We start from the raw sequence: 23,097 nt of genomic DNA, 5'->3' as shown, positions 1-23,097 counted from the left end.
GCTTTTTATTAATATTGCCTCATGAAGAAAACGCTGCAAAAAGCGCTGGCCGTTATGGCGCTGGTGGTAATTGGGTTTACTGCCTGCGATGATGAAACAAAAGTCTGTAATTCCAAAACAGATACTTTTGCCGGCGTGAGCTTCAAATACCGGATACCTCCGGACGAAACGACGTGGTACGCGACTCTGTGCTGCCGTCGCTGACCATCTTTGCGATAGATAATGATACGCTGTTAGCCCGCCAGGCGGGTTATCGTGGTGTACAGCTGCCGCTGAACGGTCTGGCGGACTCGTCCCGGTTTTACCTGAAGGCGACCAGTACCAGTGGGGCGGATACGATTACGTTCCGTTACAAGCGGGTGCCGCATTTCATTTCCGCCGGCTGTGGATTTGTGAATTATTTTAACATTGATACTATCTTTAGCACATATAACGAGATCGATTCGGTCGTCATCAATTCAACGCAAGTAACTACGGACAATGCAACTACGCTTACGCTGTTTTTTTAGTCTCCTTTTGCTGACCGCCGCCGGCACTGCCGGCGCGCAGGCGATTAAGGATACCACTTACAAACCGGTGGAAATACAGGGCGGCCTCCGCCTGGGCGTGGACATTACCCGCTTTGCCCTCAAGTACTTTCAGCCGTACCGTACCGATGTAACGGTCGCCGCCGACGCGCAATACAGCCGCAACCTGTACTTCGCGGGAGAATTAAGTTATAATAATACCTCTCATACTGACAGTAACTACTCCTATAAAGGCAACGGAGCATCCGTTACGCTGGGGGTGGACTACAACCTGCTGAAAAAGCGGGACCCGGGAGAAAAGAACATCATCTATGTAGGCGCCCGTTACGGGTTTGCTGCTTTCAGTTACGATATTCCTACTTACACCGTGCATGATCCCATTTGGGGAGATTATAGTTCCAGTTATCCTAAAACCAATGCTACCGCGCATTGGGTGGAGTTACTGATCGGCATCCGCGCAGAGGTGTTCAGGAACTTTTACATGGGCTGGAGCTTGCGTGACCGTATTTTGCTGAACAAGGGGCTGGCTAACCGGGATTTTCCGGCGCTGGTGATTCCGGGTTATGGTAAAGGGAACAAGGGGAACCAGTTCGATGTGATGTATAACGTGTCGTACTTTATTCCTTTATATAAGGTGCATACGAAAGTGATGGAGATAAAAACGAGAAAGTAACCATATTGAAAGGCTGCCGGCGATGGCAGCCTTTTTACTTATTGCCGGATCATTTTAATATGTTCGATATCATCCTCATAATACATCTCACTCGCCTTTACAAATCCAAACGATTCGTAAAACCGCTTCAGGTAAAGCTGCGCGCCAATCTTGATCGGTCCTTTTCCCCATGTTTTTCTACCGCGTCGATGCTGGCCTGCATTAACTCCTTACCTGCGCCGGTTCCCCGTGCATGCGCGGCAGTGAGTACGCGGCCAATGGAGGCCATGTCGAACGTAACGCCGGCGGGGAACAGGCGGGTGTAGGCAGACAGGCGGCCCTGTTCATCAAATCCCATAAGATGGTGGGCTTTCTGGTCGTTGTAGTCCATGTCCCGGTAGTTGCAATGCTGCTCCACTACAAACACCGCGCTTCGCAGCGCCAGGATGTCGTACAGTTCGGCGGTGCTCAGTTCCGCGAACGTTTTCTTGATCCATTTCATATGCACAAAAGGTAATAAGTCCCAAGTTTAGGACAAATTTATGAAGGAAGGCTTTTGTTATCCCGCTAATTTTCCCAATTTTAAACTTTGTAGACCAATAGTAGTGGAACCATGGCAGACCAGCGATTCATTTCGTTAGCACATATTACCGTAAGATACCTGGATAAAACCCTGTTCACCAACCTGAGCTGGGAGGTAAATAAAGGGGAGCAGTGGGCCATCGTGGGACCGGCAGGCTCGGGTAAAACCGCCCTGTTGCAAACCATTTTGGGCAAGTTTAACGTGATCAATGGGAGTATCCGTCATCATTTTTATGATGATTATGCTGCTGCGCATACGATTAGCGATCCTTACTTTACCTACCGGAACCTGATTGCGCAGGTGTCCAGCCACCACGAATTCCGCAACCGCTCCAACATGGCGGGCGACTTTTACTACCAGCAACGCTTTAATAGTTCCGATTCGGAAGATTCGCTTACCGTACGTGAGTACCTGTTTGAGAACGGGGCGGAGGCAGACAGCGTGCTGGATGCCCTGAACCTGACGCCGCTGCTGGACAAAGAGGTGATCAAACTTTCGAACGGGGAGACCCGCCGGACGATGATTGCCAAAGCCCTGCTGAAAAAGCCGCAGTTCCTGCTGCTCGATAACCCCTTTGTGGGCCTGGATGTACAGGCGCGCAGGAACTTCCCGGATATCGTTGACCGCGTGGTGGCCACGGGTACTACCGTGATACTGGTAACCTCCTATACCGAGATCCCATCTTCCATTACCCATGTACTGGAACTGGAAGAAGGCGGCATTGCGGGAACGTATACCCGTGAGGCGTTTATGGCCCGTCCCCGCCCGGTTGTTCATGAAGCGGAGTTTAGCATGGATGCTGACCGCATTGCCGCGCTGGTAGCCGATGTTCCAAAGTATCCAGACTTTGAATATATGGTACGGATGGAGAACGTGCATGTACAGTATGGCGGCAATGTTATCCTCGACGGTATCAACTGGGAAGTAAAGGCCGGTGATAAATGGGCATTGTCTGGCCCGAACGGTGCCGGTAAATCTACCTTATTAAGCCTGATTAATGCCGACAACCCGCAAGGGTATGCTAACAAAATTGTGTTGTTCGACCGTAAGCGTGGCAGCGGCGAAAGCATTTGGGATATTAAAAAGCGGATCGGGTTTGTATCGCCCGAGCTGCATCAATACTTTAATTCCAGCGCAACTTGTGAGCAGGTGGCTGGCTCAGGCTTCCACGATACCATTGGTTACGTAAAAGCATGCACGCCGGAACAGCTACAGACGGCCCGCGGTTGGATGGAGGTGCTGGGTATTGGCCAATATGGGGCAGCGCCGTTTAAAGGTGTGCCAGACAGCGCGCAACGCCTGACTTTGCTGGCGCGGGCATTGGTAAAGAATCCGCCATTGCTTATCCTTGACGAGCCATGTCAGGGCCTAGATGCCCAGCAAAAGGCGCACTTCAAACATATTCTGGAAACCTTATGCAGCCATCTTTTCGTAACGATGATATATGTGACCCATTACGAAGAAGAACTGCCTGCCTGCGTAGATAAATTCATCCGCCTGCAGAAAGGGAGAATGGCATAAACGTTCTTTTTGCCACATGCAATTATTAATTACCTTTAATTATTCAAGTCCTAAAAACCTAGGTCCATGTACCCAAAACAATTCAAGACGGTGCTCTCCGCACTCGTACTGTGTATGGCTGCGCTTCTTTTTCTCTTTGCTTGCCGCAGTGCCCGGAAAGTTATTGATCCTGCTTTTGCGAAATACGTAGAAGCATATACGACCGGTATTATTTCCAAACAGAGTCCCATTCGTATTCAGCTGGCAGGTCCCAGCAGTGAACCGCATGCGGCGAACGAGGAAGTAAGCTCCGATTTGTTCGATTTCTCTCCTGCAATAAAAGGAAAGGCATATTGGGTAGATGCTTCGACCATCGAATTCCGGCCAAACGAGAACATGGCGCCCGGTAAGGCTTACAAAGCGACCTTCAAATTGGGCAAGGTTATCAAAGATGTGCCTAAAGATCTATCGTCGTTTGACTTCGATTTCGAGGTAATTAAACCGGCGTTTTCGGTGGAAGACCAGGGCTTGAAAGCCTGGGGCAACACCTCGCTGGACAGGATGAGCCTGAGCGGTGTATTGTACACGGCTGACGTGGAAGATCCGCAGAACATTGAAAAAATATTAACGAACCAGTACCAGGGAAACGGCTGGCCATTACCTGGCAACATAACCCGGCGGGGCGCGAACATAAATTTACCATCGGTAATATTCCGAGAACGAACAGCGCGAACGATCTGCAATTAAGCTGGAACGGTAAGCCGTTGTCGATCAGCACAGAAGGCGCCCGCAACCTGAAAGTGCCGGCCATCGGCGATTTTAAAGTGCTGGACGTGCGCCCGGTGTACGAACCGGAGCAATACCTGCTGGTGCAGTTCTCCGACCCGCTGAACGCTTCGCAGAGCCTCGACGGTATGCTGGGCATTGCCGGTGTGAGCGATCTGCGGTTCGCGGTAGAAGGCAGCGAAGTGAAAATCTATATGCCGGAGCATGTGGAAGGACAGTATAACCTGGCGGTGAATGAGGGCATCCTCAACGTGAACGATCAGCGTTTGCCCCAGTCCGTTAGTATGCGGGTTGCCTTCGAGAACAGGCAGCCTTCGGTGAGCATTCCTGGTAATGGCGTAATCATGCCTTCGTCCGGCAAGCTGGTGCTGCCCTTCGATGCCGTGAACCTGAACGCCGTGGATGTAACCGTTATCAAAATATACGAAAAGAATATTCCGCAATACCTGCAACGGAACAGCCTGAGCGGGGACAATGAATTAAGACGCGTGGGTACACCTGTTGTGCAAAAAACAGTGCGGCTCGACCTCGACCGCTCGCTGAACCTGCATCGTAAAAACCGTTTTAACATTGACCTGGAGAAAATGCTGCGCAGCGAGCCCGGCGCGATTTACCGCGTTACGCTCGGTTTTCGCAAATCTTATTCATTGGCGGGTTGCAGTGGCAAAGAAGTGCAAGGCAGCGATAGCGATGAGGAGGAAGGAGAAGGTGATTATTACGGAGAAAAAATAGATGATGACGATGAGTTCTGGAGCCGTTACGATAGCTATTATCCTTATGGTTACGACTGGTCATCCCGTGAAAGTCCTTGTTCCAACTCTTATTATAACAAGAACAAATGGGCTTCCCGCAATATCCTGTCATCTAACCTGGGCCTCATTGCGAAGCGTGGTAACGACAACAGCATGCTGGTGGTAGCCACCGATATTCGCGACGCTAAACCTTTGAGCGGCGTGGAGCTGGAGCTGCTCGATTACCGGGGCATCGTGCTGGAAAAAGGAAAGAGCGACGGCGATGGTTTCGCGAGTCTGCAACTGAAAAGAAAACCCTACCTGCTCGTCGCTAGAAAAGATGCGGAAAGGGGTTACCTGAAACTGGACGATGGCAGCTCATTGCCATTGAGCCGTTTCGACGTAAAAGGGGAGGAAGTGCAGAGCGGCATCAAAGGATTTATTTATGGTGAACGCGGTGTATGGCGGCCGGGCGACTCTTTGTTCCTCACTTTCGTATTGGAGGATAAAGACAATAAACTGCCGGACAATCACCCCGTAACGATGGAGTTGTATAACCCGAAAGGCCAGTTGTACCGGCGTTTAACGCAGAATACTTCGGTGGATGGGTTTTATAAATTCCACACGTTTACAGAATCGGAAGCGATTACCGGTAGCTATGTAGCCAAGGTGAAAGTTGGTGGCGCCACGTTTACCAAAAACGTGCGGGTGGAAACGGTGAAGCCGAATCGCCTGAAAATTAATGTGGACTTCGGCCGCGAATCGCTGACGAAAGGAAGCACCGGTACCATCAGTGCCATGTGGCTGTTTGGTGCTACGGCGCAGAACCTGAAGGCTAAAGTGGATATCTCGCTTACTTCAGGTAATACCACCTTTAAAAAGTTCGATGGATATAGTTTTGATGATATCGTATCCCGCTTTGCCGTAGAAAACAAAACCATCTTTGAAGGCAGCCTTGGTGAATCCGGCAGCGCGCCTTTAACGGCTAATCTGAATGTGGAAAAGCAGGCGCCAGGTGTGTTGAATGCCAACTTTGAAGTGAAGGTATTTGAACCGGGCGGTGACTTCAGCATCGACCATTTTTCAATGCCCTATCATGTATTTAAAAGCTATGTTGGTCTGCGTATACCGGAAGGCGACAGGCTGACGGGAATGCTGGTAACGGGCCGCGATCATGCGGTGAGCATTGCGAACGTGGATGATAATGGTAACCCGGTGTCCGGCACACGTACCGTGGAGGTTAGTCTTTATAAAGAAAGATGGAGATGGTGGTGGGACGAAAATGAAGCAGACTACTCCAACTTTTTCAATGATAGCTACAACCAGTTTTTAGGGAAGCAGGACGTAACGATCGTAGCGGGTAAGGGCACTTACAACCTGCGTATTAATCAACCCGACTGGGGCCGTTACGTGTTGCGCGTGAAAGATAAAGAAAGCGGCCACGCGGCATCTAAGTCGGTGTACATCGACTGGCCGGATTGGGCCAACCGCATGGGCAAGGAGAATCCTGCCGAAGCGGCAATGCTTGTTTTCAGCGCTAACAAAAGCGTATACAAAGTTGGCGAAAACGTTACACTCACCATCCCAAGCTCCGAAGGCGGCCGCGCATTGGTGAGCATCGAATCTGGCAGCAAGGTGTTGAAAACGGAATGGATCAAAACAACAAAGGGACAAACGATCCATACGTTTAAGGCCGATGAAACCATGGCGCCGAACGTGTATGTGAACGTAAGCCTGTTGCAGCCACACGCGCAAACCGCGAATGACCTGCCGATCCGCATGTATGGCACGGTGCCTATCCTGGTAGAGAACCCGGCAACGATCCGGAGCCCACCATCAAAATGGCGGATAAGTTAAAACCGGAAGAGAAAGCAAGTATTACAGTTGGTGAAGCGAAAGGCAAAGCCATGACTTATACCATTGCGATTGTGGACGAAGGCCTGCTGGACCTTACGCGATTTAAAACGCCTGATCCGCACGGTGCGTTTTATGCCCGCGAAGCGCTTGGTGTTAAAACCTGGGACCTGTTCGATTATGTGATCGGCGCTTACGGAGCCAACCTCGAACGCATCCTGAGCATTGGTGGTGACGAGGGGCTGAATAAAAATGCCAGCGCCGCCAAAGCTAACCGCTTTAAGCCAGTTGTTAAATTTATGGGGCCCTTCCACCTGAAGAAAGGTGAAAAGCAAACCCACGAATTCCAGCTGCCACCCTATATCGGATCTGTGAAAGCCATGGTGGTGGCAGGCTATGAAGGTGCTTATGGTCGTGCGGAAAAGGCAGTGGCGGTGAAGAAACCGCTGATGATCCTCACGTCAATGCCGCGTGTACTCGGGCCGACCGAAACAGCGCAGGTGCCTGTTACTGTATTTGGTCTCGAACCACATGTGCGCACCGTAAATGTGACCATCGCGCCTAATGCATTATTTGACGTGGTGGGAGAACGTACAAAAACAGTTACGTTTGATAAACCGGGTGAGCAGTTAGTTTATTTTGATGTGCAGGTAAGGCCACAGGCAGGTGTTGGCAAAGTAACGTTTACGGCTACCAGTGGTAAAGAGAAGGCGGAAGAAACCGTGGAACTCGTTGTACGCAACCCTAACCCGTATATCAGCAATGTGATCGAAGCGGCGGTTGAACCGGGACAAACCTGGAATACCAATTATACACCAGTGGGTATGGCGGGCACCAATACCGGTGTGCTGGAAGTATCTTCTATTCCACCATTGAACCTGGGTAAACGCATGAATTACCTGATTCAATATCCGCATGGCTGCGTGGAGCAAACCACTTCTTCGGTGTTTCCGCAATTGTTCCTGTCGTCGATCACAGAATTGTCGCCGAACAGACAGGCGGAAATTGATAAAAACATAAAGGCAGGTATCAGCCGGTTAAAAACCTTCCAGCTGTCGGACGGCGGCCTGGGGTACTGGCCTGGCGCATCCGAGTCGGACGAGTGGGGCACGAACTATGCCGGCCACTTTATGCTGGAGGCGCAGCAACGCGGATACGCACTGCCTGCGGGCTTCCTGGACCAATGGAAAAAATACCAGAAGAATAAAGCGGTAGCGTGGACGGTGAACTCCAATAATTTCTACGGCGCAGACCTTGACCAGTCATACAGGTTGTACCTGCTCGCCCTCGCCAAATCACCGGAAATGGGCGCCATGAACCGCCTGAAGGAATTCCAGTATTTGTCGGTGCCTGCAAAATGGCGACTGGCAGCAGCTTACCAGCTGGCTGGTCAACCCGAAGCGGCAAACGCTTTGATTAAGGGTCTCGGTACAGAAGTGAAACCTTACAAACAACTGGGCGGTACGTTCGGCTCCGATCTCCGTGACCGTGCGATGATCCTGGAAGTATTAACATTGATGAAGCAGCGCAGCGCGGCCGGTACCTTGTTACGCCAGGTGGCGGCAGAATTGTCGAAAGACAGCTGGTACAGCACGCAGACTACAGCATATGCATTGATCGCGATCGCTAAATACTGTGGTGATAACAAACCGGGGAGCACGATGAGCGCTTCTTATCAGCTGAACGGAACATCCGGTAACCTGAATAGCGCAACTTATGTAGCGCAGGTACCTGTGACGTTCCGTGGTACTGCGGAAGGCAATGCCGCTGTAACGAATCGTAGTAAAGGTTTGCTGTTCGTACGACTGATTCTCGAAGGTCAGCCAGCAGCCGGTGAAAACCCTTATGCATCCAACGATCCGGAAATACTTGCGATGAACGTGGAGTACAAAACCCGTGCAGGTAAAGCGATAGATCCGACAATCCTGCGTCAGGGAACAGACTTTGTAGCGACCGTTACGCTGCGTAATCCCGGTAAACGTGGTTACTATGAGCAGATGGCGCTTACACAGGTATTCCCGTCCGGTTGGGAGATCATTAACACCCGCCTGATGGGCAATGACAGCGCGGTGCGCGTGTCGCCCTATACTTACCAGGACATTCGCGATGACCGGGTGTATACATACTTCAACCTGGAAGAATCTAAAACCGTTACTTACCAGGTGCTGCTGAATGCGGCGTACACCGGAAGGTATTACCTTCCGGCTACCGCGGCCGAAGCGATGTATGACAATAACATACACGCGTTTGTGCCGGGCAAGTGGGTGGAAGTGACCAAATAATCAACATCAGTAAAAGATAAAAGGCCCGTCGTTCCCAAGCGACGGGCTTTTACATGAGATATGAAGGAACGACTGAAACGATGGGTGATAAAAAGAAAATGGCGGCTGATGATAGTGGGCCTGTTACTGATTGCCTACTATTTCTGCCTGCCGCGTAAACTTTTTGTCACGCCCACATCTTATGTGGTGGAAGACAGCAACGGCGAGTTGCTGAGCGCTGCTATTGCCAATGATGGCCAGTGGCGGTTTCCGGGCGATAAAGACGTGCCGGAAAAGTTTGCGGCCTGTATCACTACCTATGAAGACAAACGTTTCTATCATCACTGGGGCGTAGACCCGATAGCCATGGGTCGGGCCGTAAAACAGAATATCGGTGGCCGCAAGGTGGTGAGCGGCGGCAGTACCATAACGATGCAGGTGATTCGCCTGTACCGCAACAAACCGCGTAACCTCTGGCAAAAGATGGTGGAAACGTTGATGGCTACGCGGCTCGAGTTTCGCTATTCTAAAAAGACAATTCTTTCTTTATACGCAGCCAATGCGCCGTTCGGCGGCAATGTGGTGGGACTGGAAGCCGCATCCTGGCGCTATTACGGGCGCAAGCCTTCGCAACTTTCCTGGGGCGAAATGGCGGCACTTGCGGTGTTGCCGAATAGTCCGGCTTTGGTGCATCCTGGGCGTAACCGGAATACGTTACTGAATAAACGAAATGCATTGCTCGAGAAATTGCGGGAGGCCGGCAAACTTGACAGTACTGCCTGTGCGCTGGCAAAGCTGGAGCCTATTCCGGACGAGCCGCTGGCACTGCCGCAACTGGCGCCGCATCTGCTGGACCTGTTCCGCCAGCAGCAACGCGGGAAAGATGGAGATACGCGCGTAAGAAGCTCGCTTGACGGGCCGCTGCAAAGAAACGTAACCGACATTCTCGCCCGCCACCATGTGGGCTTCCGGGCAAATGGGATTAATAATGCCGCGGCCATTGTGCTGGATGTGGAAACGGGCAATGCACTCGCTTATGTGGGCAATGTGTATTCGCCCACCAATAACGAACTGGAAAGTTATGTAGATGTGATCCAGGGGATTGCGTAGTCCCGGCAGTACGTTGAAACCTTTGCTGTATGCGGCAATGATGAGCGACGGACAATTACTACCCAATGCGCTGATCCCTGATATTCCTACACAGATAGCGGGCTATTCACCGCAGAACTTCGACCTTGATTACGACGGCGCAGTGCCGGCCAGCAGAGCGCTTTCACGGTCGCTGAATATTCCGGCGGTGCGCATGTTGCAGCAATACCGTTTTCAGCGTTTTCATTCTTTATTAAAGCGATTGGGAATCACCACGTTTTCGAAGCCTGCCAGTCATTATGGATTGTCGATGATACTCGGTGGCGGCGGTGTAACGCTCTGGGAGCTGAGCGGCGTGTATGCGAGTATGGCGCGTACGCTACTGCATATGGAACAGAACGATGGTAAATATGATGAAGATGATTATCATGCACCGGGCTACCGGCTGCGGGAAACAAGACCATCGCAACATAAATTAAGTCCGTATGGTGTGCTGGACGCCGCGGCTATCTGGTACACCTTTCAGGCAATGGAAGATGTAATGCGGCCGGGGGAAGAGATGTTGTGGCAACAGTTCTCCTCTTCACAACGTGTGGCCTGGAAAACGGGCACCAGTTTCGGTTTCAGGGATGGATGGGCGATTGGTGTAACGCCACAATTCGTTGTCGGTGTGTGGGTGGGAAATACTGATGGTGAAGGCCGCCCGGGACTGATTGGCGTGTCTACCGCGGCGCCGGTGATGTTTGAAATATTCAGGCAGCTGCGTACTTCGGGTTGGTTTGATATGCCATCCTCCAAAATGAAAATGATCGATGTGTGCCGGCAGAGCGGCTACAGGGCAGGACAGTATTGTGAAGAAGTGGATTCGATGCTTGTTCCGGCTGCGGGATTGCGTTCGGCAGTTTGTCCGTACCACCAGCTTATACATCTTGATCCGACCGGGCAATACCGCGTAACCGCCGCCTGTGAATTGCCGGAGCAAATGCAGCATAAAAGCTGGTTCGTGTTACCGCCCGCGATGGAATTTTATTACCGCAGTAAACACTTATATCAACCTTTACCACCTTTTAAACCGGGCTGTGATAACGCCGAAGAGCCCGGGCATTCAATGGAGCTCATCTACCCAAGACCCAATGCCCGCATTTATGTGCCGCTGGAACTGGATGGCAGCCGTGGTGAAACCGTATTTCGCGCCACGCACCGCAACCGCGAAGCGAAAATATTCTGGCACCGGATAATACATTTGTGAACACCACCGAAAACTTCCATCAGCTGGCGGTGAGGCCCGCACCGGGTAAACACACGCTTACACTGGTTGACGAAAGTGGCGAGCAGGTGCAGGTGGCATTTGAAATTCTGAGCAAAGAAAAGGATCAGTAACCGTATTTATCTTTCCAGAGATTTTTCAGGTAACGCCGTAATTCATCTTCCCGCTGGTTGTTACCGGGATTGTAAAACTTAGTGCCGGCAATAGCTTCAGGCAAATATTCCTGTGCGGAAAAATTATTTTCGTAGCTGTGGGAATATTTGTAACCCTCGCCGTACCCCTGTTGTTTCATCAGCTTGGTAGGTGCGTTGCGGATGTGCATCGGCACGGGCAGGTCGCCTCTTTGTGATACCATTGATTGTGCCTTGTTGATGGCCTCGTACGATGCATTACTCTTAGGCGAAGAAGCCAGGTACGTTACGCATTGCGACAAAATGATCCGCGACTCCGGGTAGCCGATCATGCTTACTGCCTGGAAAGTACTTGTTGCCAGCAGCAGCGCATTGGGATTGGCGTTGCCGATATCTTCAGAGGCAAGGATCAATAGCCGCCGCGCGATGAACTTCACATCTTCTCCACCGGCGATCATGCGCGCCAGCCAGTATACCGCGCCATTCGGATCGCTGCCGCGGATGGATTTAATAAAGGCCGATATAATATCATAATGCTGTTCGCCGGACTTATCGTAAATGGCTACACGCTGTTGCGCGATCTCCATTACTTTTTCATTCGTGATCACGATGGGGTCTTCGTGGCCGAGTGACTGGACCACCAGTTCGAACAGGTTGAGCAATTTACGTGCATCGCCGCCGGAGATGTTAAACATCGCCTCCGTTTCCTTTAGTTCGATATGGAGACTTTTAAGCCACTCGTCCTTTTCCATGGCTTGCGCCAGGAGTTGATGAAGCTGCTCTTCGCCCAAACCTTTCAGCACATATACCTGGCTGCGGGACAGCAATGCCGCATTCACTTCAAACGAAGGATTTTCGGTAGTGGCGCCTATGAGGGTGATAATACCCTTTTCCACGGCGCCCAGCAACGCATCCTGCTGCGATTTATTAAAACGATGAATCTCGTCAATGAACAACACCGCATGACTTTGGTGTTTGGCAGTTTCAATTACTTCGCGCACTTCCTTTACACCAGCGGCAATGGCACTGAGTGTGTAGAAGGGTACGTTCAGGGTATGTGCTACAATGTTCGCAATGGTGGTTTTGCCCACACCCGGAGGACCCCAGAGGATCATAGACGGGATTTTACCCTGTTCCAGGGCTCTGCGCAGGATGCTACCCTGCCCGGTAAGATGTTCCTGTCCAACGAGGTCGGCCAGGGTGGCGGGACGAAGTCGTTCCGCCAACGGTATGGAGGAATGTTGCATCTTTATCTGTAGTGGTTAAAATGAACCGTCGTCGTTGCTGTCAACACTGCTTTCTTCATCGGGCAGTTCGGCGCGCAGGCGGCGGGAATATTGAACGGATACAATACAATTGAGCACAATGCTCAGGCCGTGAATGCCAAAAAGATGGCGCCGGCGCGCATTGTTGGATACGCAATGCGCTGCATCATAGCCTTTTGCTCAGGATCGGGTGCACTGTTGACTGTATTGTTGATAAACGTCTGGAACATGGCGGGGTCGGTACGGAAGAAGTTAGCCACCTCCCATAATACCAGGATGGCCCAGATAAATGCTCCGATTGAACTCAGGTTGATGGCCATTGGCAAAGCGGCGTTTACTGGCAGGCCGGGCTGGCGGAAGTGGCGTTGCAGCACGAGGCAGCGGCGTTGATGCAGCAGTGCAGGTGTAAGCAACAAAATTCCAAATAACGCGCTGACGCCCGTTGCTGGCAATGAAGCCACAAATATTACGGCGAACAAACCCAGTACAACAAGGTTGAATATCGTCAGGAAGCGGAAGAGGCCAAGCGGAAATGTCATATTTTTTTAGCTGTTTGTCTACAAAAATGATCCTGCAAACGTACGAAATTTTCAAGCGGCGCATGGCCGCGGTTAGCGGAACGGGATTTTCCATACCTTTAGCGGCAATAAACCTGAACTTCATGTATAAGAAAATTCTAACCGTTACAACAGCGTTGGCCGCCGGCTTGTCCCCAATAGCCAGTCACGCACAACAAAAGGCGCCCGCCTTCGACATGACGTCGATTGATAAAGGCGTGTCGCCCTGCTCCGATTTCGACGGCTTTGCCAACAACAACTGGAAAAAGAACAATCCTATGCCCGGCACCGACAGCCGGTGGGGCGCGTTTAACGTGCTGGACAAGGAAAACAAAGAAGTACGTTTAAAAGGTATCATCTTCGAAATTATTGGTAAAACTGGTTTCAAAAAGGGTACCGAAGAACAACAGATCGCCGATTATTACAAATCATTTTTAGATTCCGCTGCCATTGAAAAGCGTGGGATGACGCCACTGCAGCCGTATCTGGCTAAAATCGCCGGGATCAAAACCCTGAAAGACTGGGTAAAAGTATCGGGTGAAATGCAGCCTTTTGGCATCTCTACTGTAGCCGGACTGGGTGTGGAAGGCGATCTGAAAAACAGTAAGGTAAACGCACTGTACCAGGGGCAGGATGGACTGAGCCTTGGTGAAAGAAGTTATTACGACCGCACTGACGAAGCCACGGAGAAAGTTCGCCAGGAATTTGTACAACACGTGGACAAAATGTTCAGGCTGGCTGGTTTCAAAGATGCAAATGCCGGTAAAACCGTACTTGAATTTGAAAACAAACTGGCGAAACTGCAACTCACCAACGTGGAACTGCGCGACCCGGTTAAAACCTATAACAAAGCAGCTTACGGGGAACTGAACCAGCTGATGCCGGATTTCGATTGGAATATCTTTGCCAGCGTGCAGGGAATTAAATCCGATTCGGTGATCATCCAGAACAAGGCGTACCTGCAAAACACGAACGCCCTGTTGAAAAGCACACCGATCGAAACGCTGAAAACCTGGAGCCGCTGGCAGCTGCTGACGCATTTCGCCGGCTTCCTGCCCAAACAGCTGGACGACGAAAACTTCCGCTTTTTCGCGACCGTTATGCGCGGCACCAAAGCGCAGCGTCCCCGCGTAGACCGTGCTATCCGCTCTACCGACGGTGTCATGGGCATGCCGCTGGGCAAACTGTTCGCAAAAAAATACTTCCCCGAATCATCTAAACAGAAAGTATCAGAAATGATCGAAAACGTGCGTGCCGTATATGGTCAGCGCGTAGATCAGCTGACCTGGATGAGCGACGATACCAAGAAAATGGCGCACAAAAAGCTCGCAGCCTTCACCTACAAAATTGGTTATCCCGATAAATGGAAAGACTATTCCACCATCGATATCCAACCAGGTAAACTGGTGGAAAACGTCGTGAATGCTGCCATGTACCGCCATAAAGAAGCGGTGGAAAAAATCGGTAAACCGGTAGACAAACAGGAATGGCTGATGACGCCGCAGACGGTAAACGCGTACTACAACCCGCTGAACAACGAAGTAGTGTTCCCCGCAGGTATCCTGCAGCCGCCGTTCTTCAATCCCGATGCGGATGACGCTATCAACTACGGCGGTATCATCGCGGTAATCGGCCATGAGTTTTCACACGGCTTCGATGACCGGGGTCGCAGTTCGATGCAGAGGGTAACCTCCAGAACTGGTGGACAGAAGACGACCGCAAAAACTTTGATTCGCTGTCGGCCAAATACATCAACTACTTCAGCGGTATTGAAGTACTGCCTGGCTTTAAAGTAAACGGTGCGCTCACCATCGGCGAAAACATCGCGGACCTGGGTGGCCTTACGCTGGCTTACTATGCACTGAAAAAATCATTCGAAGGTAAGGGCGAACCTGCACCGATTGAGGGATATACCTGGAAACAACGCTTCTTCCTGGGCTGGGCGCAGGTTTGGCACGCCAACATAACTGAGGCGGCGCTGCGCAACCAGATCCAGACCGATCCGCACTCTCCCGCCCGCGAGAGGATCAATGGTCCGTTACCGCACTTGGCCGAGTTTTCGGATGCATGGGGTTGCAAACCTGGCGATAAAATGGTATTGCCGGAAGCACAGCGTGTAGTGATCTGGTAAGAAAAAAATAACCTTACGAAAAGGCCCGCCGTATAAGGCAGGCCTTTTCTTTTTATGTAAATATCATGGATGTTGTTTGGTATTTGTGCGCAGGTGCATGTTGTAATTCCCAAACTCGTTATATTTGGGATATGATGAGGCGTAAACAGTTGGTTGGCAGCGTGAAAAAGTATCAGATACGCCTCGTACGGGCAACCTGCGACACGCCGTTGCCGTAATATGCAGTGATGTTTTCGGGAAGGAAAAACCTTGGAACCAGCTTATGATATCAGAAAACCAGCTTCTTTTCTTTAAAGCTTTTCCTGGCGTCTTCTATTTCGTCGCGGTGCAACACGGCCCATTCGGACAATTGCAGCATCTGTCCCAATAAGCTGTGGCCGAGAGGAAGTAAGCGTATACTCCACCCGCGGAGGTATTTCCGGGAACAGTTGACGCGATACCAGGCCATTTTCCTCCAGCGAGCGGAGGGTAACAGTGAGCATGCGCTGGGAAATACCGGTTACCTGCTTTTTAAGTTCGTTAAACCGGGCCACCTTTACCTGGCCTAACGCCGGATGGTAAAGATGGACCACTTATCGCCAAGATGCGCCAGCACGTCTTTAATCGGGCATAACGCACTTTCGCAATGCTCCATATCGAAAACTTTGTCAATTTTATTTTCGATTGTAAGTTCTTGATTTTCAGTATTAGTTACTATCATGATACCAAGGTTTAGTTCAGTTCCTTCTTGGTGGTAATCGAGTTATTAAATAGCTTTGAGTTACTAAAGGTAACTAAATTTACAATTATTCACACTACCTAAATTTTAAAAAACGAAAATGAAGAAGATTACATTTATTGCAGCAGGCTTGATTTTTTCCGTATCCGCTTTTGCACAAACCTGGAAACTGGATGCCGCACACTCACGCGTAGGCTTCAGCCTGGTACACTATGGTGTTAACGAATTCCATGGTTCTTTCAAAAATACCGACGCTACCATTACTTCTTCCAAAGCTGATTTCACCGATGCCACCATCGAAATCAAAGCGGAAGTTGCCAACATCAACACCGATAATGCTCAGCGTGATGCACACCTTCAGAAAGAAGACATGCTGGATGCTACTAAATACAACGCGATTGCTTTTAAAAGCACTACCTTCAAAAAAACGGGTGCTAAAACTTATGATGTAGCTGGTGAGCTGACTTTCCACGGTGTTACTAAACCCGTTGTACTGAAAGCTGAACTGGTTGGTACTGCTACTCACCCGATGAACAAAAAAGAAATCGCTGGTTTCAAAGTAACCGGTTCTTTCAAACGTTCTGATTTTGGTGTTGCTCCCGGTATGCCCGAAGCGATGCTGAGCGATGTAGTTAAAATCGAAGCCGACACCGAGTTCATTAAAGGCTAATTTTTAAAAACAAAGAATTTATGAAGAGGTTATTTTATGCAGTAGCGCTCGTGATCGCGGTAGCGGCCAGCGCCTTCAAACCGGTAGCGGGGATAGATTGGAAGATTGCCGGCGGTTATTCCGTTAAGTTTACGGCAGGGGAAGCAGCAGGTATATTCAAAGAGCTTAAGGGTACGATCAGCTTTGACGAGAATAACCTCAACGCTTCTAAATTCAACGTTACTATTCCCGTTGCCTCCATCAATACCGGCAACGCGATGATGAACAAACACGCCAAAGGCACCGATTGGTTCGATGCAGGTAAATATCCGAACATTACCTTTACTTCCTCTAAAATTGTAAAAGCAGGCGCCGGTTACCAGGCACAAGGCACACTCGAGATGCATGGTGTTAAGAAGGCCATCACGCTGCCTTTCACGTTTAAGAAAGCAGGCAATGGCGGTGTATTTGCAGGTACGTTTACGGTAAACCGCACCGAATTCAAAATCGGCGAAGCCGGTGGCGATGTGTCTAACGACATCAAACTGGAAGTATCTGTTCCTGTTACCAAATAAATTTTAGTGCATGTTTAAGAAACTTTTGTTGCTGGCAATTCTTTCCGGTGTACTCGCAGGTGTAGCCTCTATGGTATATGCCAAGTTATACGCCGAAAATACAGCGGGCGAATTTCCGACGGTAGTTACTACCGCGGGCATGTTCATCACCTGTATCGGCGGTACATTGCTGGCGGCTATTGGTTACTGGCTCCTGCATAAACTGTTGAAACAACGGACAGAACCAGTATTCAATCTGATTTTTACCATTCTTACTTTCGCTTCGCTTTTAGGCCCCATCTCGCACAGGCTGCCATTGGACATCGAAATGCCCGAGTTATTCCTCGGTCTTACGATCCCGATGCACTTTTTCCCTGCGCTGGGCTGGTACACCCTGAAGCCGCTGTTCTTTAAATCAGCGCCCGAAGCGTAATCTGAAAAGGTATATGATATAAAAAAGCCCGTTCCAATCAAGGAGCGGGCTTTTTTCTTATGTTGATATGGTTACTATTTCAACTCCAATACTACTACTGATAACTTCGGTAGCGTTACCACCAGTTCATCTCCCTCTTTTTCGCGCCTTTAAATACTGCCGGCACGATCGCATCCGGTTTCTCAAAGGTATTGATGTCCGTGAACCTGCCTGAAGTCAGCACCTGGCCGGTGATGGTTTTCCAGGTTGCGCCGCTCAATGCTGTGCGGATCGTCACTTCTTTATTCGGATCAATATTGACAAAGGAAATATGGATAGCGCCCGATGCATCCTGCGATGCAGATGCGTTTACCGCAGACAGTTTATCATTACCGGTGCCATAGTCGGGTGCCGACAACTGTACCGGCAACAGTTTCGCGTCCTGGTGCACTTTGTACAGGTCAAAAATGTGGTAGGTAGGTGTCAGTAACATCTGGCGACCTTTCGTAAGGATTACCGCCTGCAGCACATTTACCGTTTGCGCCAGTTCCGCCATTTTTACACGGTCGGCATGGTTGTTAAAAATATTGAGCGTAGTACCTGCAATAATCGCGTCTCGCATACTGTTTTGCTGATACAGGAAGGCGCCGTTGGTACCGGGCTCCACGTTTGTCCAGATGCCCCATTCGTCTACCACGAGGGCAACGCGTTTATTTGGGTCGTATTTGTCCATGATGGTGGAATGGCGATTGATGAGGTTTTCCATTTCCAGGCAGCTTTTCAGCGCCGAGAAGTATTCGCGTTCATCGAACTGCGTGGCGGAGCCTTTATCGCCCCAGTTTTTAGGAATCGTATAATGATGCAGCGAAATGCCCCACATCTGGCCCAGTGGAATGTCGCGCATCAGTACTTCGGTCCAGCGGTAATCATTGCTGTTCGCACCGGAAGCGATCTTTTTCAGCCGCGCACCGGGATAATTTTTACAGAAGGTGGCGTAACGACGGTATTCGCCTGCATAGTACTCCGGCGTCATATTACCGCCGCAGCCCCAGCTTTCGTTACCCACCCCCAGAACTGCACGCCCCAGGGCTTATCACGGCCATTTTTCCTGCGTAGGTCTGTCAGCGGGCTCAGTCCGTCGAAATTCAGGTATTCTACCCAGTTGTTCATTTCCTGTACTGTGCCGCTACCCACATTGGCGCTGATGTACGGATCGCAACCAATAAGGCTGCACAGCTCCGGGAACTCGTGGGTGCCAAAGCTGTTGTCTTCGGTCACGTTACCCCATGATGAATTGATCATTTTCGGGCGGTTCTCGCGTGGGCCGATCCCGTCGCGCCAATGATATTCGTCGGCAAAACAGCCGCCGGGCCAGCGGAGGTTGGGCACCTTGATCTTTTTCAGGGCTTCCACCACATCCAGCCGGATGCGGTCTTTTTTATTTACCTGCATGGAGTCGGCCACCCAAAAACCGTCGTAAATACAACGACCCAGGTGTTCCGAAAAGTGACCATAAATGTGTTTGCTGATGGTTTCTTTGGGTGCATGCGCATTCACCAGTAACCGGGCCTGGGCATAGGAGGAGAGGACGCCCGCCATGGCAATCGCCAGGAGTATCGTTCTTTTCATAACGTTTGGTAAGTTTGTCAGAAAAATAATAATAAATGTCGGGTTGACAAGTATTTTTTGGTTGACCGGCGATATATCTTTTCTCAGACCCCCGTTGGTTATTCCCTTCAGATGATTACCCGGATCCCGTCTCGATCGTATCCCGTACTTTTTCCGTGGTTTTCTTAGGGAAAGGCAGGTGAAACGGCATCTCCCAAATTTGGATTATCTTTGCCCCCTGAAGGATCATATATGGTTAAGATTGACAATATCGTGCTGCCCGATTTTCCGCTGTTGCTGGCGCCCATGGAGGATGTAAGCGACCCGCCGTTCCGTGCCGTGTGTAAGGAAAACGGGGCCGACCTCATGTATACGGAGTTCATTTCCAGCGAGGGACTGATCCGTGACGCCATCAAAAGCCGGAAAAAGCTGGATATTTTCGATTATGAGCGCCCGATCGGCATACAGATTTTCGGCGGCGACGAAGAAAGCCCGCCATGGCATCGCGTATTGTGGATGTAACCAACCCTGACCTGCTGGATATCAACTTCGGGTGCCCGGTAAAAAGGTGGCCTGCCGTGGTGCTGGCGCCGGCGTACTCAAGGATATCGACCTGATGGTCCGTCTGACCGCAGCCTGCGTAAAAGCCACCAAGCTGCCCGTAACGGTCAAAACCCGTTTAGGCTGGGATGATGCCAGCAAAAATATTGAAGAGGTAGCCGAGCGTCTCGGGACGTGGGCATCAAGGCCCTTTCCATCCACGGACGTACCCGTGCACAGATGTATAAGGGCGAGGCAGACTGGACACTCATCGGTAAAGTAAAAAATAACCCACGCATCAACATACCCATCTTCGGAAATGGCGATATCGACAGTCCGCAGAAGGCGCTGGAATATAAAAACCGCTATGGCGTAGACGGCATCATGATCGGCCGCGCTGCTATCGGGTATCCCTGGATTTTCCGGGAAATCAAACACTTTGTACAAACCGGCGAAGTAATGGCGGGACCAACCCTGCAGGAGCGCGTATCGGTGTGCAAAACCCACCTCCGCAAATCGGTAGAATGGAAAGGCCCGATCGTTGGCATCAATGAAATGCGCCGCCACTACTCCAGCTACCTGAAAGGGTTGCCGAACATCAAGGAATTCCGCAACAGGCTGGTGATCTTAAAAACACCGGAAGAAGTGGAAGCGGTGCTGGACGAGGTGCTCACCGTATACGACGGCGTGCCGATCGAGCAGTCGCCCATCGAACTGATTAACTATCACGAAAAATGCCCGGTTTAAACGGATATGAATAAAAACATCGTGCTGGCCAGCACCTCCACCTTATTTGGAGAAGCCTATCTGCAATACCTGACGCCTGTTATCAACGAATTATTTTCCGGCATCACCGAAATTATCTTCGTGCCTTTTGCCCGCCCCGGCGGCATTTCGCACGAGGAGTATACGGCCCGTGCGGCAGGAGCTTTCGAAGCGTTAGGAATTAAAGTAACCGGCCTGCACACCTATCCCGATCCGGCAGCGGCCATCCGCGCCGCGAAGGGATTTTTTACCGGTGGCGGCAATACGTTCCTGCTGGTGAAGCAATTACATGAGCAGGGCCTGATGAACGAGCTGAAAGCTGCCGTGGAAGGTGGTGTGCCGTACATGGGGGCCAGCGCTGGCAGTAATATTGGTGGCATTAACATGCAAACCACCAACGATATGCCTATTGTTTATCCGCCCAGCTTCGATACTATGGGACTGGTGCCCTTCAATCTCAATCCTCACTACCAGGATCCCATTCCTGGCATAGCGCACATGGGCGAAACCCGCGAAACCCGTATCAAAGAATTTCATACCCAACACGGCATTCCGGTAGTTGGTCTTCGCGAGGGCAGCTGGATTCGTGTAAAGGGGAACGTTATCACCCTGGAAGGTTCGCAACCGGCCCGTATTTTCACGGCGGGCAAGACGCCATATGAATTGCCTGCAGGCAGTTCGCTGCAATCACTTTAAATCAATTAACACGTTTGGGGGATTTCCTGGAAAAATGCTTCCAGGGGTGGAAGCTATTGTTAAAAATGGATCAGCGGCTGCGATATTGGAGTATTTTTTGCGAACTTCACGGTCACTAATAATGCAGCGAATAATTTAGCTTTAACCGATCCCTATGTTAGTAACTATAAAAGAACAGCGTTCCGGCAATATTTTCATGCCGTCGTTTTCCGTATCCGATGGTGAAGTTGCAGTGGTGTACCTGCCCGATGCCCGGGATGTTTCCGGCGAGGCCCGTAAAATGGCCCTGGACGCAATACTGGCCGCTACCGATACCGAAGTGAAAACGGATGCACCCTTCATGTATGTGGAAGAACCGCATCAGTCACTGATGGGCCGTTTATTCAAACCCGTTACTGTAAAGGATTATATCCGCAAATATGCGAGCCCGGCGAACCGCCTGGCTGCATCCGTATATGATGCAGGTGATGTTTATTCCGACGATAAACTCAGTTCGTTAGAGGGGCCGGAACGAAAACTGGTGGCATTATACACAGCGCTTTCCTGGTCTAACCGCGTGATCATTGATCTGTCTGGGCTCGCACCGGAAGGAGCCGCGCGTGTATTCAATGTAGTGAAACAATATGCCGCTATCGGTGGTGCAGGCATCGTACTGGCTTACCACGACGATTTCCGCAACGACTGCACCACGTTTGTTCCGGTAGAAGTAAAAGTTAATACTTTGAAGGCGGTTTGATTTTTATTGAATGGGCGCAACTGTTTTGCCGCCAATCTCCCCCTTGAAGGTTTTATCTTCAACAATGGCGCGGGTTTTAGGCAGCGCATCCGGGTGATTTTTCTGAATAAAACTAATTATATTCTCGCGAATGTAACAACGCAGATCGAATGCACGTCCCGATGTGGAAGCACTCATCAGCATCCTTACTTCTATTACTCTTTCTTTTGCGTCGGTGATCTGCACCACGTTTACATTACCGTCCCACAACTGATTTGCTTTTAACAGCCGGCTGTATTCTTCCCTGATAGCATCTATCGGGGCAGTATAATCTAAATAGATGAAAACGGTGCCGAGCAAATCCGCGCTGTTGCGGGTCCAGTTCTGAAATGGTTTCTCTATAAAATAATTGATAGGCAGGATCAACCTTCTTTTATCCCAGATAGCCAGCACTACGTAGGTGAGCGTAATTTCTTCCACCCTGCCCCATTCACCTTCTACAATCAATACATCGTCGATGCGCATCGGTTGGGTAAACGCAATTTGCAAACCCGCGAGAAAATTAGCCAGCGAACGTTGCGCCGCAAAACCTATAATGATACCGCCGATACCAACACTGGTCAGCAGACCGGTACCTACCTTGCGGAGGTTTGGGAAACTCAGTAAAATTGCGCAGACAGCGAGTATTACAATTAAGGAGATGATAAATTTGCGCACGAACTGCAGTTGCGTACGGATTTTTCTTTCTTTTAAATTATCGGTTTTGGAAAGATCGTAAATGCTGGTGATGTAGTCCTCCGCAATTTTCACGATGCCTATCAACATAAAGGCAAAAGCAATCACGATCAATATACCGGCCATTCGGTCGAGTACCAGTTCCGCGCGCGGCGTCAGGCGCATCAATGGTAACACCAGATTAAAGATGAAGATGGGCAGGAAGAAATTCAGTGGCCTGCCGAGACGCGCCAATATGGAGTAAAATAAAGAAAACTGTGTACTACGTTTGGCATAGATCCGCGAAAAAAGGTGATGATAATTTTGAAGATAAATCCTGCCAGAACGGCCATCGCGGCCAACAGCAGGTTCCAGAATACGGGCGGTAATTT

Annotated in this window: 24 protein-coding genes and 3 pseudogenes; 19 read left to right on the top strand and 8 right to left on the bottom strand. The window is 50.3% G+C overall.

What is annotated here, in order from left to right; translation table 11 throughout:
• Window positions 1–21: 21 nt before the first annotated feature.
• Genes MKQ70_RS23640 through MKQ70_RS23630 form a run of 3 tightly spaced genes read left to right on the top strand, consistent with a single transcriptional unit; the run spans window position 22 to window position 1,200 of the window.
• Window positions 22–204 carry a hypothetical protein gene (locus MKQ70_RS23640; protein ID WP_248074733.1) on the top strand — a complete coding sequence of 61 codons (183 nt, stop codon included), beginning with the start codon at window positions 22–24 and terminating at the stop codon, window positions 202–204.
• A complete protein-coding gene (locus MKQ70_RS23635; protein WP_248074732.1) occupies window positions 174–509 on the top strand; it encodes a DUF6452 family protein in 336 nt (111 codons plus the stop codon). Before MKQ70_RS23640 ends, MKQ70_RS23635 begins: the two co-directional genes overlap by 31 nt.
• Entirely contained in the window at window positions 481–1,200 is a 720-nt protein-coding gene (locus MKQ70_RS23630; RefSeq protein ID WP_248074731.1) for a DUF6048 family protein, read from the top strand. Before MKQ70_RS23635 ends, MKQ70_RS23630 begins: the two co-directional genes overlap by 29 nt.
• Window positions 1,201–1,238: 38 nt before the next feature.
• On the opposite strand, the gene MKQ70_RS42595 is transcribed toward MKQ70_RS23630, so the two are convergent.
• Together MKQ70_RS42595 and MKQ70_RS23625 are read right to left on the bottom strand one after the other, a co-directional pair.
• Window positions 1,239–1,331, bottom strand: a complete 93-nt coding sequence (locus tag MKQ70_RS42595; RefSeq protein WP_372490140.1) for a GNAT family N-acetyltransferase — start codon at window positions 1,329–1,331, stop codon at window positions 1,239–1,241.
• On the bottom strand, window positions 1,328–1,681 hold the full coding sequence (locus tag MKQ70_RS23625; protein ID WP_248074729.1) for a GNAT family N-acetyltransferase: 354 nt from the start codon (window positions 1,679–1,681) through the stop codon (window positions 1,328–1,330). Before MKQ70_RS23625 ends, MKQ70_RS42595 begins: the two co-directional genes overlap by 4 nt.
• A gap of 111 nt (window positions 1,682–1,792) precedes the next feature.
• On the opposite strand from MKQ70_RS23625, the gene MKQ70_RS23620 reads away from it, so the two are divergent.
• The 7 genes from MKQ70_RS23620 to MKQ70_RS23590 all read left to right on the top strand — a co-directional run bounded on the left by MKQ70_RS23620 (window position 1,793) and on the right by MKQ70_RS23590 (window position 11,363).
• Complete coding sequence (locus MKQ70_RS23620) at window positions 1,793–3,283, top strand: ATP-binding cassette domain-containing protein (RefSeq protein ID WP_248074727.1); 1,491 nt, start codon at window positions 1,793–1,795, stop codon at window positions 3,281–3,283.
• A gap of 66 nt (window positions 3,284–3,349) precedes the next feature.
• Entirely contained in the window at window positions 3,350–4,009 is a 660-nt protein-coding gene (locus MKQ70_RS23615; RefSeq protein ID WP_248074725.1) for a hypothetical protein, read from the top strand.
• A 17-nt stretch (window positions 4,010–4,026) separates the two neighbouring features.
• Entirely contained in the window at window positions 4,027–6,636 is a 2,610-nt protein-coding gene (locus MKQ70_RS23610; protein ID WP_248074724.1) for an alpha-2-macroglobulin family protein, read from the top strand.
• Window positions 6,621–8,915 (top strand): alpha-2-macroglobulin family protein, encoded by a 2,295-nt coding sequence (locus MKQ70_RS23605; RefSeq protein ID WP_248074722.1) that lies wholly within the window; start codon window positions 6,621–6,623, stop codon window positions 8,913–8,915. The genes MKQ70_RS23610 and MKQ70_RS23605 overlap by 16 nt, the downstream gene beginning before the upstream one ends.
• Before the next feature lie 108 nt (window positions 8,916–9,023).
• Complete coding sequence (locus tag MKQ70_RS23600; RefSeq protein WP_248074721.1) at window positions 9,024–10,004, top strand: transglycosylase domain-containing protein; 981 nt, start codon at window positions 9,024–9,026, stop codon at window positions 10,002–10,004.
• Between the two features lie 22 nt (window positions 10,005–10,026).
• A complete protein-coding gene (locus MKQ70_RS23595; protein ID WP_248074719.1) occupies window positions 10,027–11,232 on the top strand; it encodes a penicillin-binding protein 1C in 1,206 nt (401 codons plus the stop codon).
• Complete coding sequence (locus MKQ70_RS23590; RefSeq protein WP_248074718.1) at window positions 11,229–11,363, top strand: hypothetical protein; 135 nt, start codon at window positions 11,229–11,231, stop codon at window positions 11,361–11,363. The genes MKQ70_RS23595 and MKQ70_RS23590 overlap by 4 nt, the downstream gene beginning before the upstream one ends.
• On the opposite strand, the gene MKQ70_RS23585 is transcribed toward MKQ70_RS23590, so the two are convergent.
• The gene (locus MKQ70_RS23585; RefSeq protein WP_248074717.1) at window positions 11,357–12,628 is read right to left on the bottom strand and encodes a replication-associated recombination protein A; all 1,272 of its coding nucleotides are present in this window, start codon (window positions 12,626–12,628) and stop codon (window positions 11,357–11,359) included. The genes MKQ70_RS23590 and MKQ70_RS23585 overlap by 7 nt on opposite strands.
• A 25-nt stretch (window positions 12,629–12,653) precedes the next feature.
• Here MKQ70_RS23585 and MKQ70_RS42590 point away from each other — a divergent pair.
• A pseudogene (locus MKQ70_RS42590) lies at window positions 12,654–12,722 on the top strand (PEP-CTERM sorting domain-containing protein); the annotation flags it as partial.
• Between the two features lie 28 nt (window positions 12,723–12,750).
• On the opposite strand, the gene MKQ70_RS23580 reads toward MKQ70_RS42590, so the two are convergent.
• Window positions 12,751–13,185: a hypothetical protein gene (locus MKQ70_RS23580; protein ID WP_248074716.1), complete on the bottom strand. Its 435-nt coding sequence runs from the start codon at window positions 13,183–13,185 to the stop codon at window positions 12,751–12,753.
• On the opposite strand from MKQ70_RS23580, the pseudogene MKQ70_RS23575 reads away from it, so the two are divergent.
• Window positions 13,179–15,334: pseudogene (locus tag MKQ70_RS23575) on the top strand (M13 family metallopeptidase). The gene MKQ70_RS23580 and the pseudogene MKQ70_RS23575 overlap by 7 nt on opposite strands.
• A 290-nt stretch (window positions 15,335–15,624) precedes the next feature.
• Here MKQ70_RS23575 and MKQ70_RS23565 read toward each other — a convergent pair.
• Window positions 15,625–15,906, bottom strand: a complete 282-nt coding sequence (locus MKQ70_RS23565) for a winged helix-turn-helix transcriptional regulator (RefSeq protein WP_248074715.1) — start codon at window positions 15,904–15,906, stop codon at window positions 15,625–15,627.
• A gap of 246 nt (window positions 15,907–16,152) precedes the next feature.
• Between MKQ70_RS23565 and MKQ70_RS23560 the strand changes: the two genes are divergently transcribed.
• Genes MKQ70_RS23560 through MKQ70_RS23550 form a run of 3 tightly spaced genes read left to right on the top strand, consistent with a single transcriptional unit; the run spans window position 16,153 to window position 17,688 of the window.
• Window positions 16,153–16,722, top strand: a complete 570-nt coding sequence (locus tag MKQ70_RS23560; protein WP_248074714.1) for a YceI family protein — start codon at window positions 16,153–16,155, stop codon at window positions 16,720–16,722.
• A gap of 20 nt (window positions 16,723–16,742) precedes the next feature.
• Window positions 16,743–17,276 (top strand): YceI family protein, encoded by a 534-nt coding sequence (locus tag MKQ70_RS23555; protein ID WP_248074713.1) that lies wholly within the window; start codon window positions 16,743–16,745, stop codon window positions 17,274–17,276.
• 10 nt (window positions 17,277–17,286) lie between these two features.
• Window positions 17,287–17,688, top strand: coding sequence for a hypothetical protein (locus tag MKQ70_RS23550; RefSeq protein WP_248074712.1), 402 nt, complete (start codon window positions 17,287–17,289; stop codon window positions 17,686–17,688).
• 115 nt (window positions 17,689–17,803) lie between these two features.
• On the opposite strand, the gene MKQ70_RS41440 is transcribed toward MKQ70_RS23550, so the two are convergent.
• Both MKQ70_RS41440 and MKQ70_RS23540 read right to left on the bottom strand, forming a co-directional pair.
• Window positions 17,804–18,733 carry an alpha-L-arabinofuranosidase C-terminal domain-containing protein gene (locus MKQ70_RS41440; RefSeq protein WP_248074711.1) on the bottom strand — a complete coding sequence of 310 codons (930 nt, stop codon included), beginning with the start codon at window positions 18,731–18,733 and terminating at the stop codon, window positions 17,804–17,806.
• Window positions 18,697–19,296, bottom strand: coding sequence for an alpha-L-arabinofuranosidase family protein (locus tag MKQ70_RS23540; protein ID WP_248074709.1), 600 nt, complete (start codon window positions 19,294–19,296; stop codon window positions 18,697–18,699). Before MKQ70_RS23540 ends, MKQ70_RS41440 begins: the two co-directional genes overlap by 37 nt.
• A 231-nt stretch (window positions 19,297–19,527) precedes the next feature.
• On the opposite strand from MKQ70_RS23540, the gene MKQ70_RS41435 reads away from it, so the two are divergent.
• The 4 genes and pseudogenes from MKQ70_RS41435 to MKQ70_RS23525 all read left to right on the top strand — a co-directional run bounded on the left by MKQ70_RS41435 (window position 19,528) and on the right by MKQ70_RS23525 (window position 22,012).
• Window positions 19,528–19,797: a tRNA-dihydrouridine synthase gene (locus tag MKQ70_RS41435; RefSeq protein ID WP_308199144.1), complete on the top strand. Its 270-nt coding sequence runs from the start codon at window positions 19,528–19,530 to the stop codon at window positions 19,795–19,797.
• A gap of 94 nt (window positions 19,798–19,891) precedes the next feature.
• Window positions 19,892–20,562 (top strand): annotated as a pseudogene (locus MKQ70_RS41430) (tRNA dihydrouridine synthase).
• A 6-nt stretch (window positions 20,563–20,568) separates the two neighbouring features.
• Window positions 20,569–21,276: a dipeptidase PepE gene (gene pepE / locus MKQ70_RS23530; RefSeq protein WP_248074708.1), complete on the top strand. Its 708-nt coding sequence runs from the start codon at window positions 20,569–20,571 to the stop codon at window positions 21,274–21,276.
• 154 nt (window positions 21,277–21,430) lie between these two features.
• Window positions 21,431–22,012, top strand: a complete 582-nt coding sequence (locus MKQ70_RS23525; protein WP_248074707.1) for a hypothetical protein — start codon at window positions 21,431–21,433, stop codon at window positions 22,010–22,012.
• A 3-nt stretch (window positions 22,013–22,015) separates the two neighbouring features.
• Here MKQ70_RS23525 and MKQ70_RS23520 read toward each other — a convergent pair whose 3' ends face one another.
• On the bottom strand, window positions 22,016–22,960 hold the full coding sequence (locus tag MKQ70_RS23520) for a mechanosensitive ion channel family protein (protein ID WP_248074706.1): 945 nt from the start codon (window positions 22,958–22,960) through the stop codon (window positions 22,016–22,018).
• Window positions 22,961–23,097 lie beyond the last annotated feature (137 nt).

Source organism: Chitinophaga sedimenti, assembly GCF_023156195.1.
GTDB classification, from domain to species: domain Bacteria; phylum Bacteroidota; class Bacteroidia; order Chitinophagales; family Chitinophagaceae; genus Chitinophaga; species Chitinophaga sedimenti.
The sequence above is the reverse complement of the archived record's forward strand: the minus strand, read 5'-3'. Positions and strand labels throughout refer to the sequence as shown.

Coding starts and splice junctions, on each gene's coding strand:
- MKQ70_RS23580 (WP_248074716.1), bottom strand. CDS start 13,185: ATGACATTTCCGCTTGGCCTCTTCCGCTTCCTGACGATATTCAACCTT.
- MKQ70_RS23640 (WP_248074733.1), top strand. CDS start 22: ATGAAGAAAACGCTGCAAAAAGCGCTGGCCGTTATGGCGCTGGTGGTA.
- MKQ70_RS23550 (WP_248074712.1), top strand. CDS start 17,287: ATGTTTAAGAAACTTTTGTTGCTGGCAATTCTTTCCGGTGTACTCGCA.
- pepE (WP_248074708.1), top strand. CDS start 20,569: ATGAATAAAAACATCGTGCTGGCCAGCACCTCCACCTTATTTGGAGAA.
- MKQ70_RS23605 (WP_248074722.1), top strand. CDS start 6,621: ATGGCGGATAAGTTAAAACCGGAAGAGAAAGCAAGTATTACAGTTGGT.
- MKQ70_RS23555 (WP_248074713.1), top strand. CDS start 16,743: ATGAAGAGGTTATTTTATGCAGTAGCGCTCGTGATCGCGGTAGCGGCC.
- MKQ70_RS23600 (WP_248074721.1), top strand. CDS start 9,024: ATGATAGTGGGCCTGTTACTGATTGCCTACTATTTCTGCCTGCCGCGT.
- MKQ70_RS23585 (WP_248074717.1), bottom strand. CDS start 12,628: ATGCAACATTCCTCCATACCGTTGGCGGAACGACTTCGTCCCGCCACC.
- MKQ70_RS23540 (WP_248074709.1), bottom strand. CDS start 19,296: ATGAAAAGAACGATACTCCTGGCGATTGCCATGGCGGGCGTCCTCTCC.
- MKQ70_RS23620 (WP_248074727.1), top strand. CDS start 1,793: ATGGCAGACCAGCGATTCATTTCGTTAGCACATATTACCGTAAGATAC.
- MKQ70_RS23630 (WP_248074731.1), top strand. CDS start 481: ATGCAACTACGCTTACGCTGTTTTTTTAGTCTCCTTTTGCTGACCGCC.
- MKQ70_RS23560 (WP_248074714.1), top strand. CDS start 16,153: ATGAAGAAGATTACATTTATTGCAGCAGGCTTGATTTTTTCCGTATCC.
- MKQ70_RS23525 (WP_248074707.1), top strand. CDS start 21,431: ATGTTAGTAACTATAAAAGAACAGCGTTCCGGCAATATTTTCATGCCG.
- MKQ70_RS23615 (WP_248074725.1), top strand. CDS start 3,350: ATGTACCCAAAACAATTCAAGACGGTGCTCTCCGCACTCGTACTGTGT.
- MKQ70_RS41435 (WP_308199144.1), top strand. CDS start 19,528: ATGGTTAAGATTGACAATATCGTGCTGCCCGATTTTCCGCTGTTGCTG.
- MKQ70_RS23625 (WP_248074729.1), bottom strand. CDS start 1,681: ATGAAATGGATCAAGAAAACGTTCGCGGAACTGAGCACCGCCGAACTG.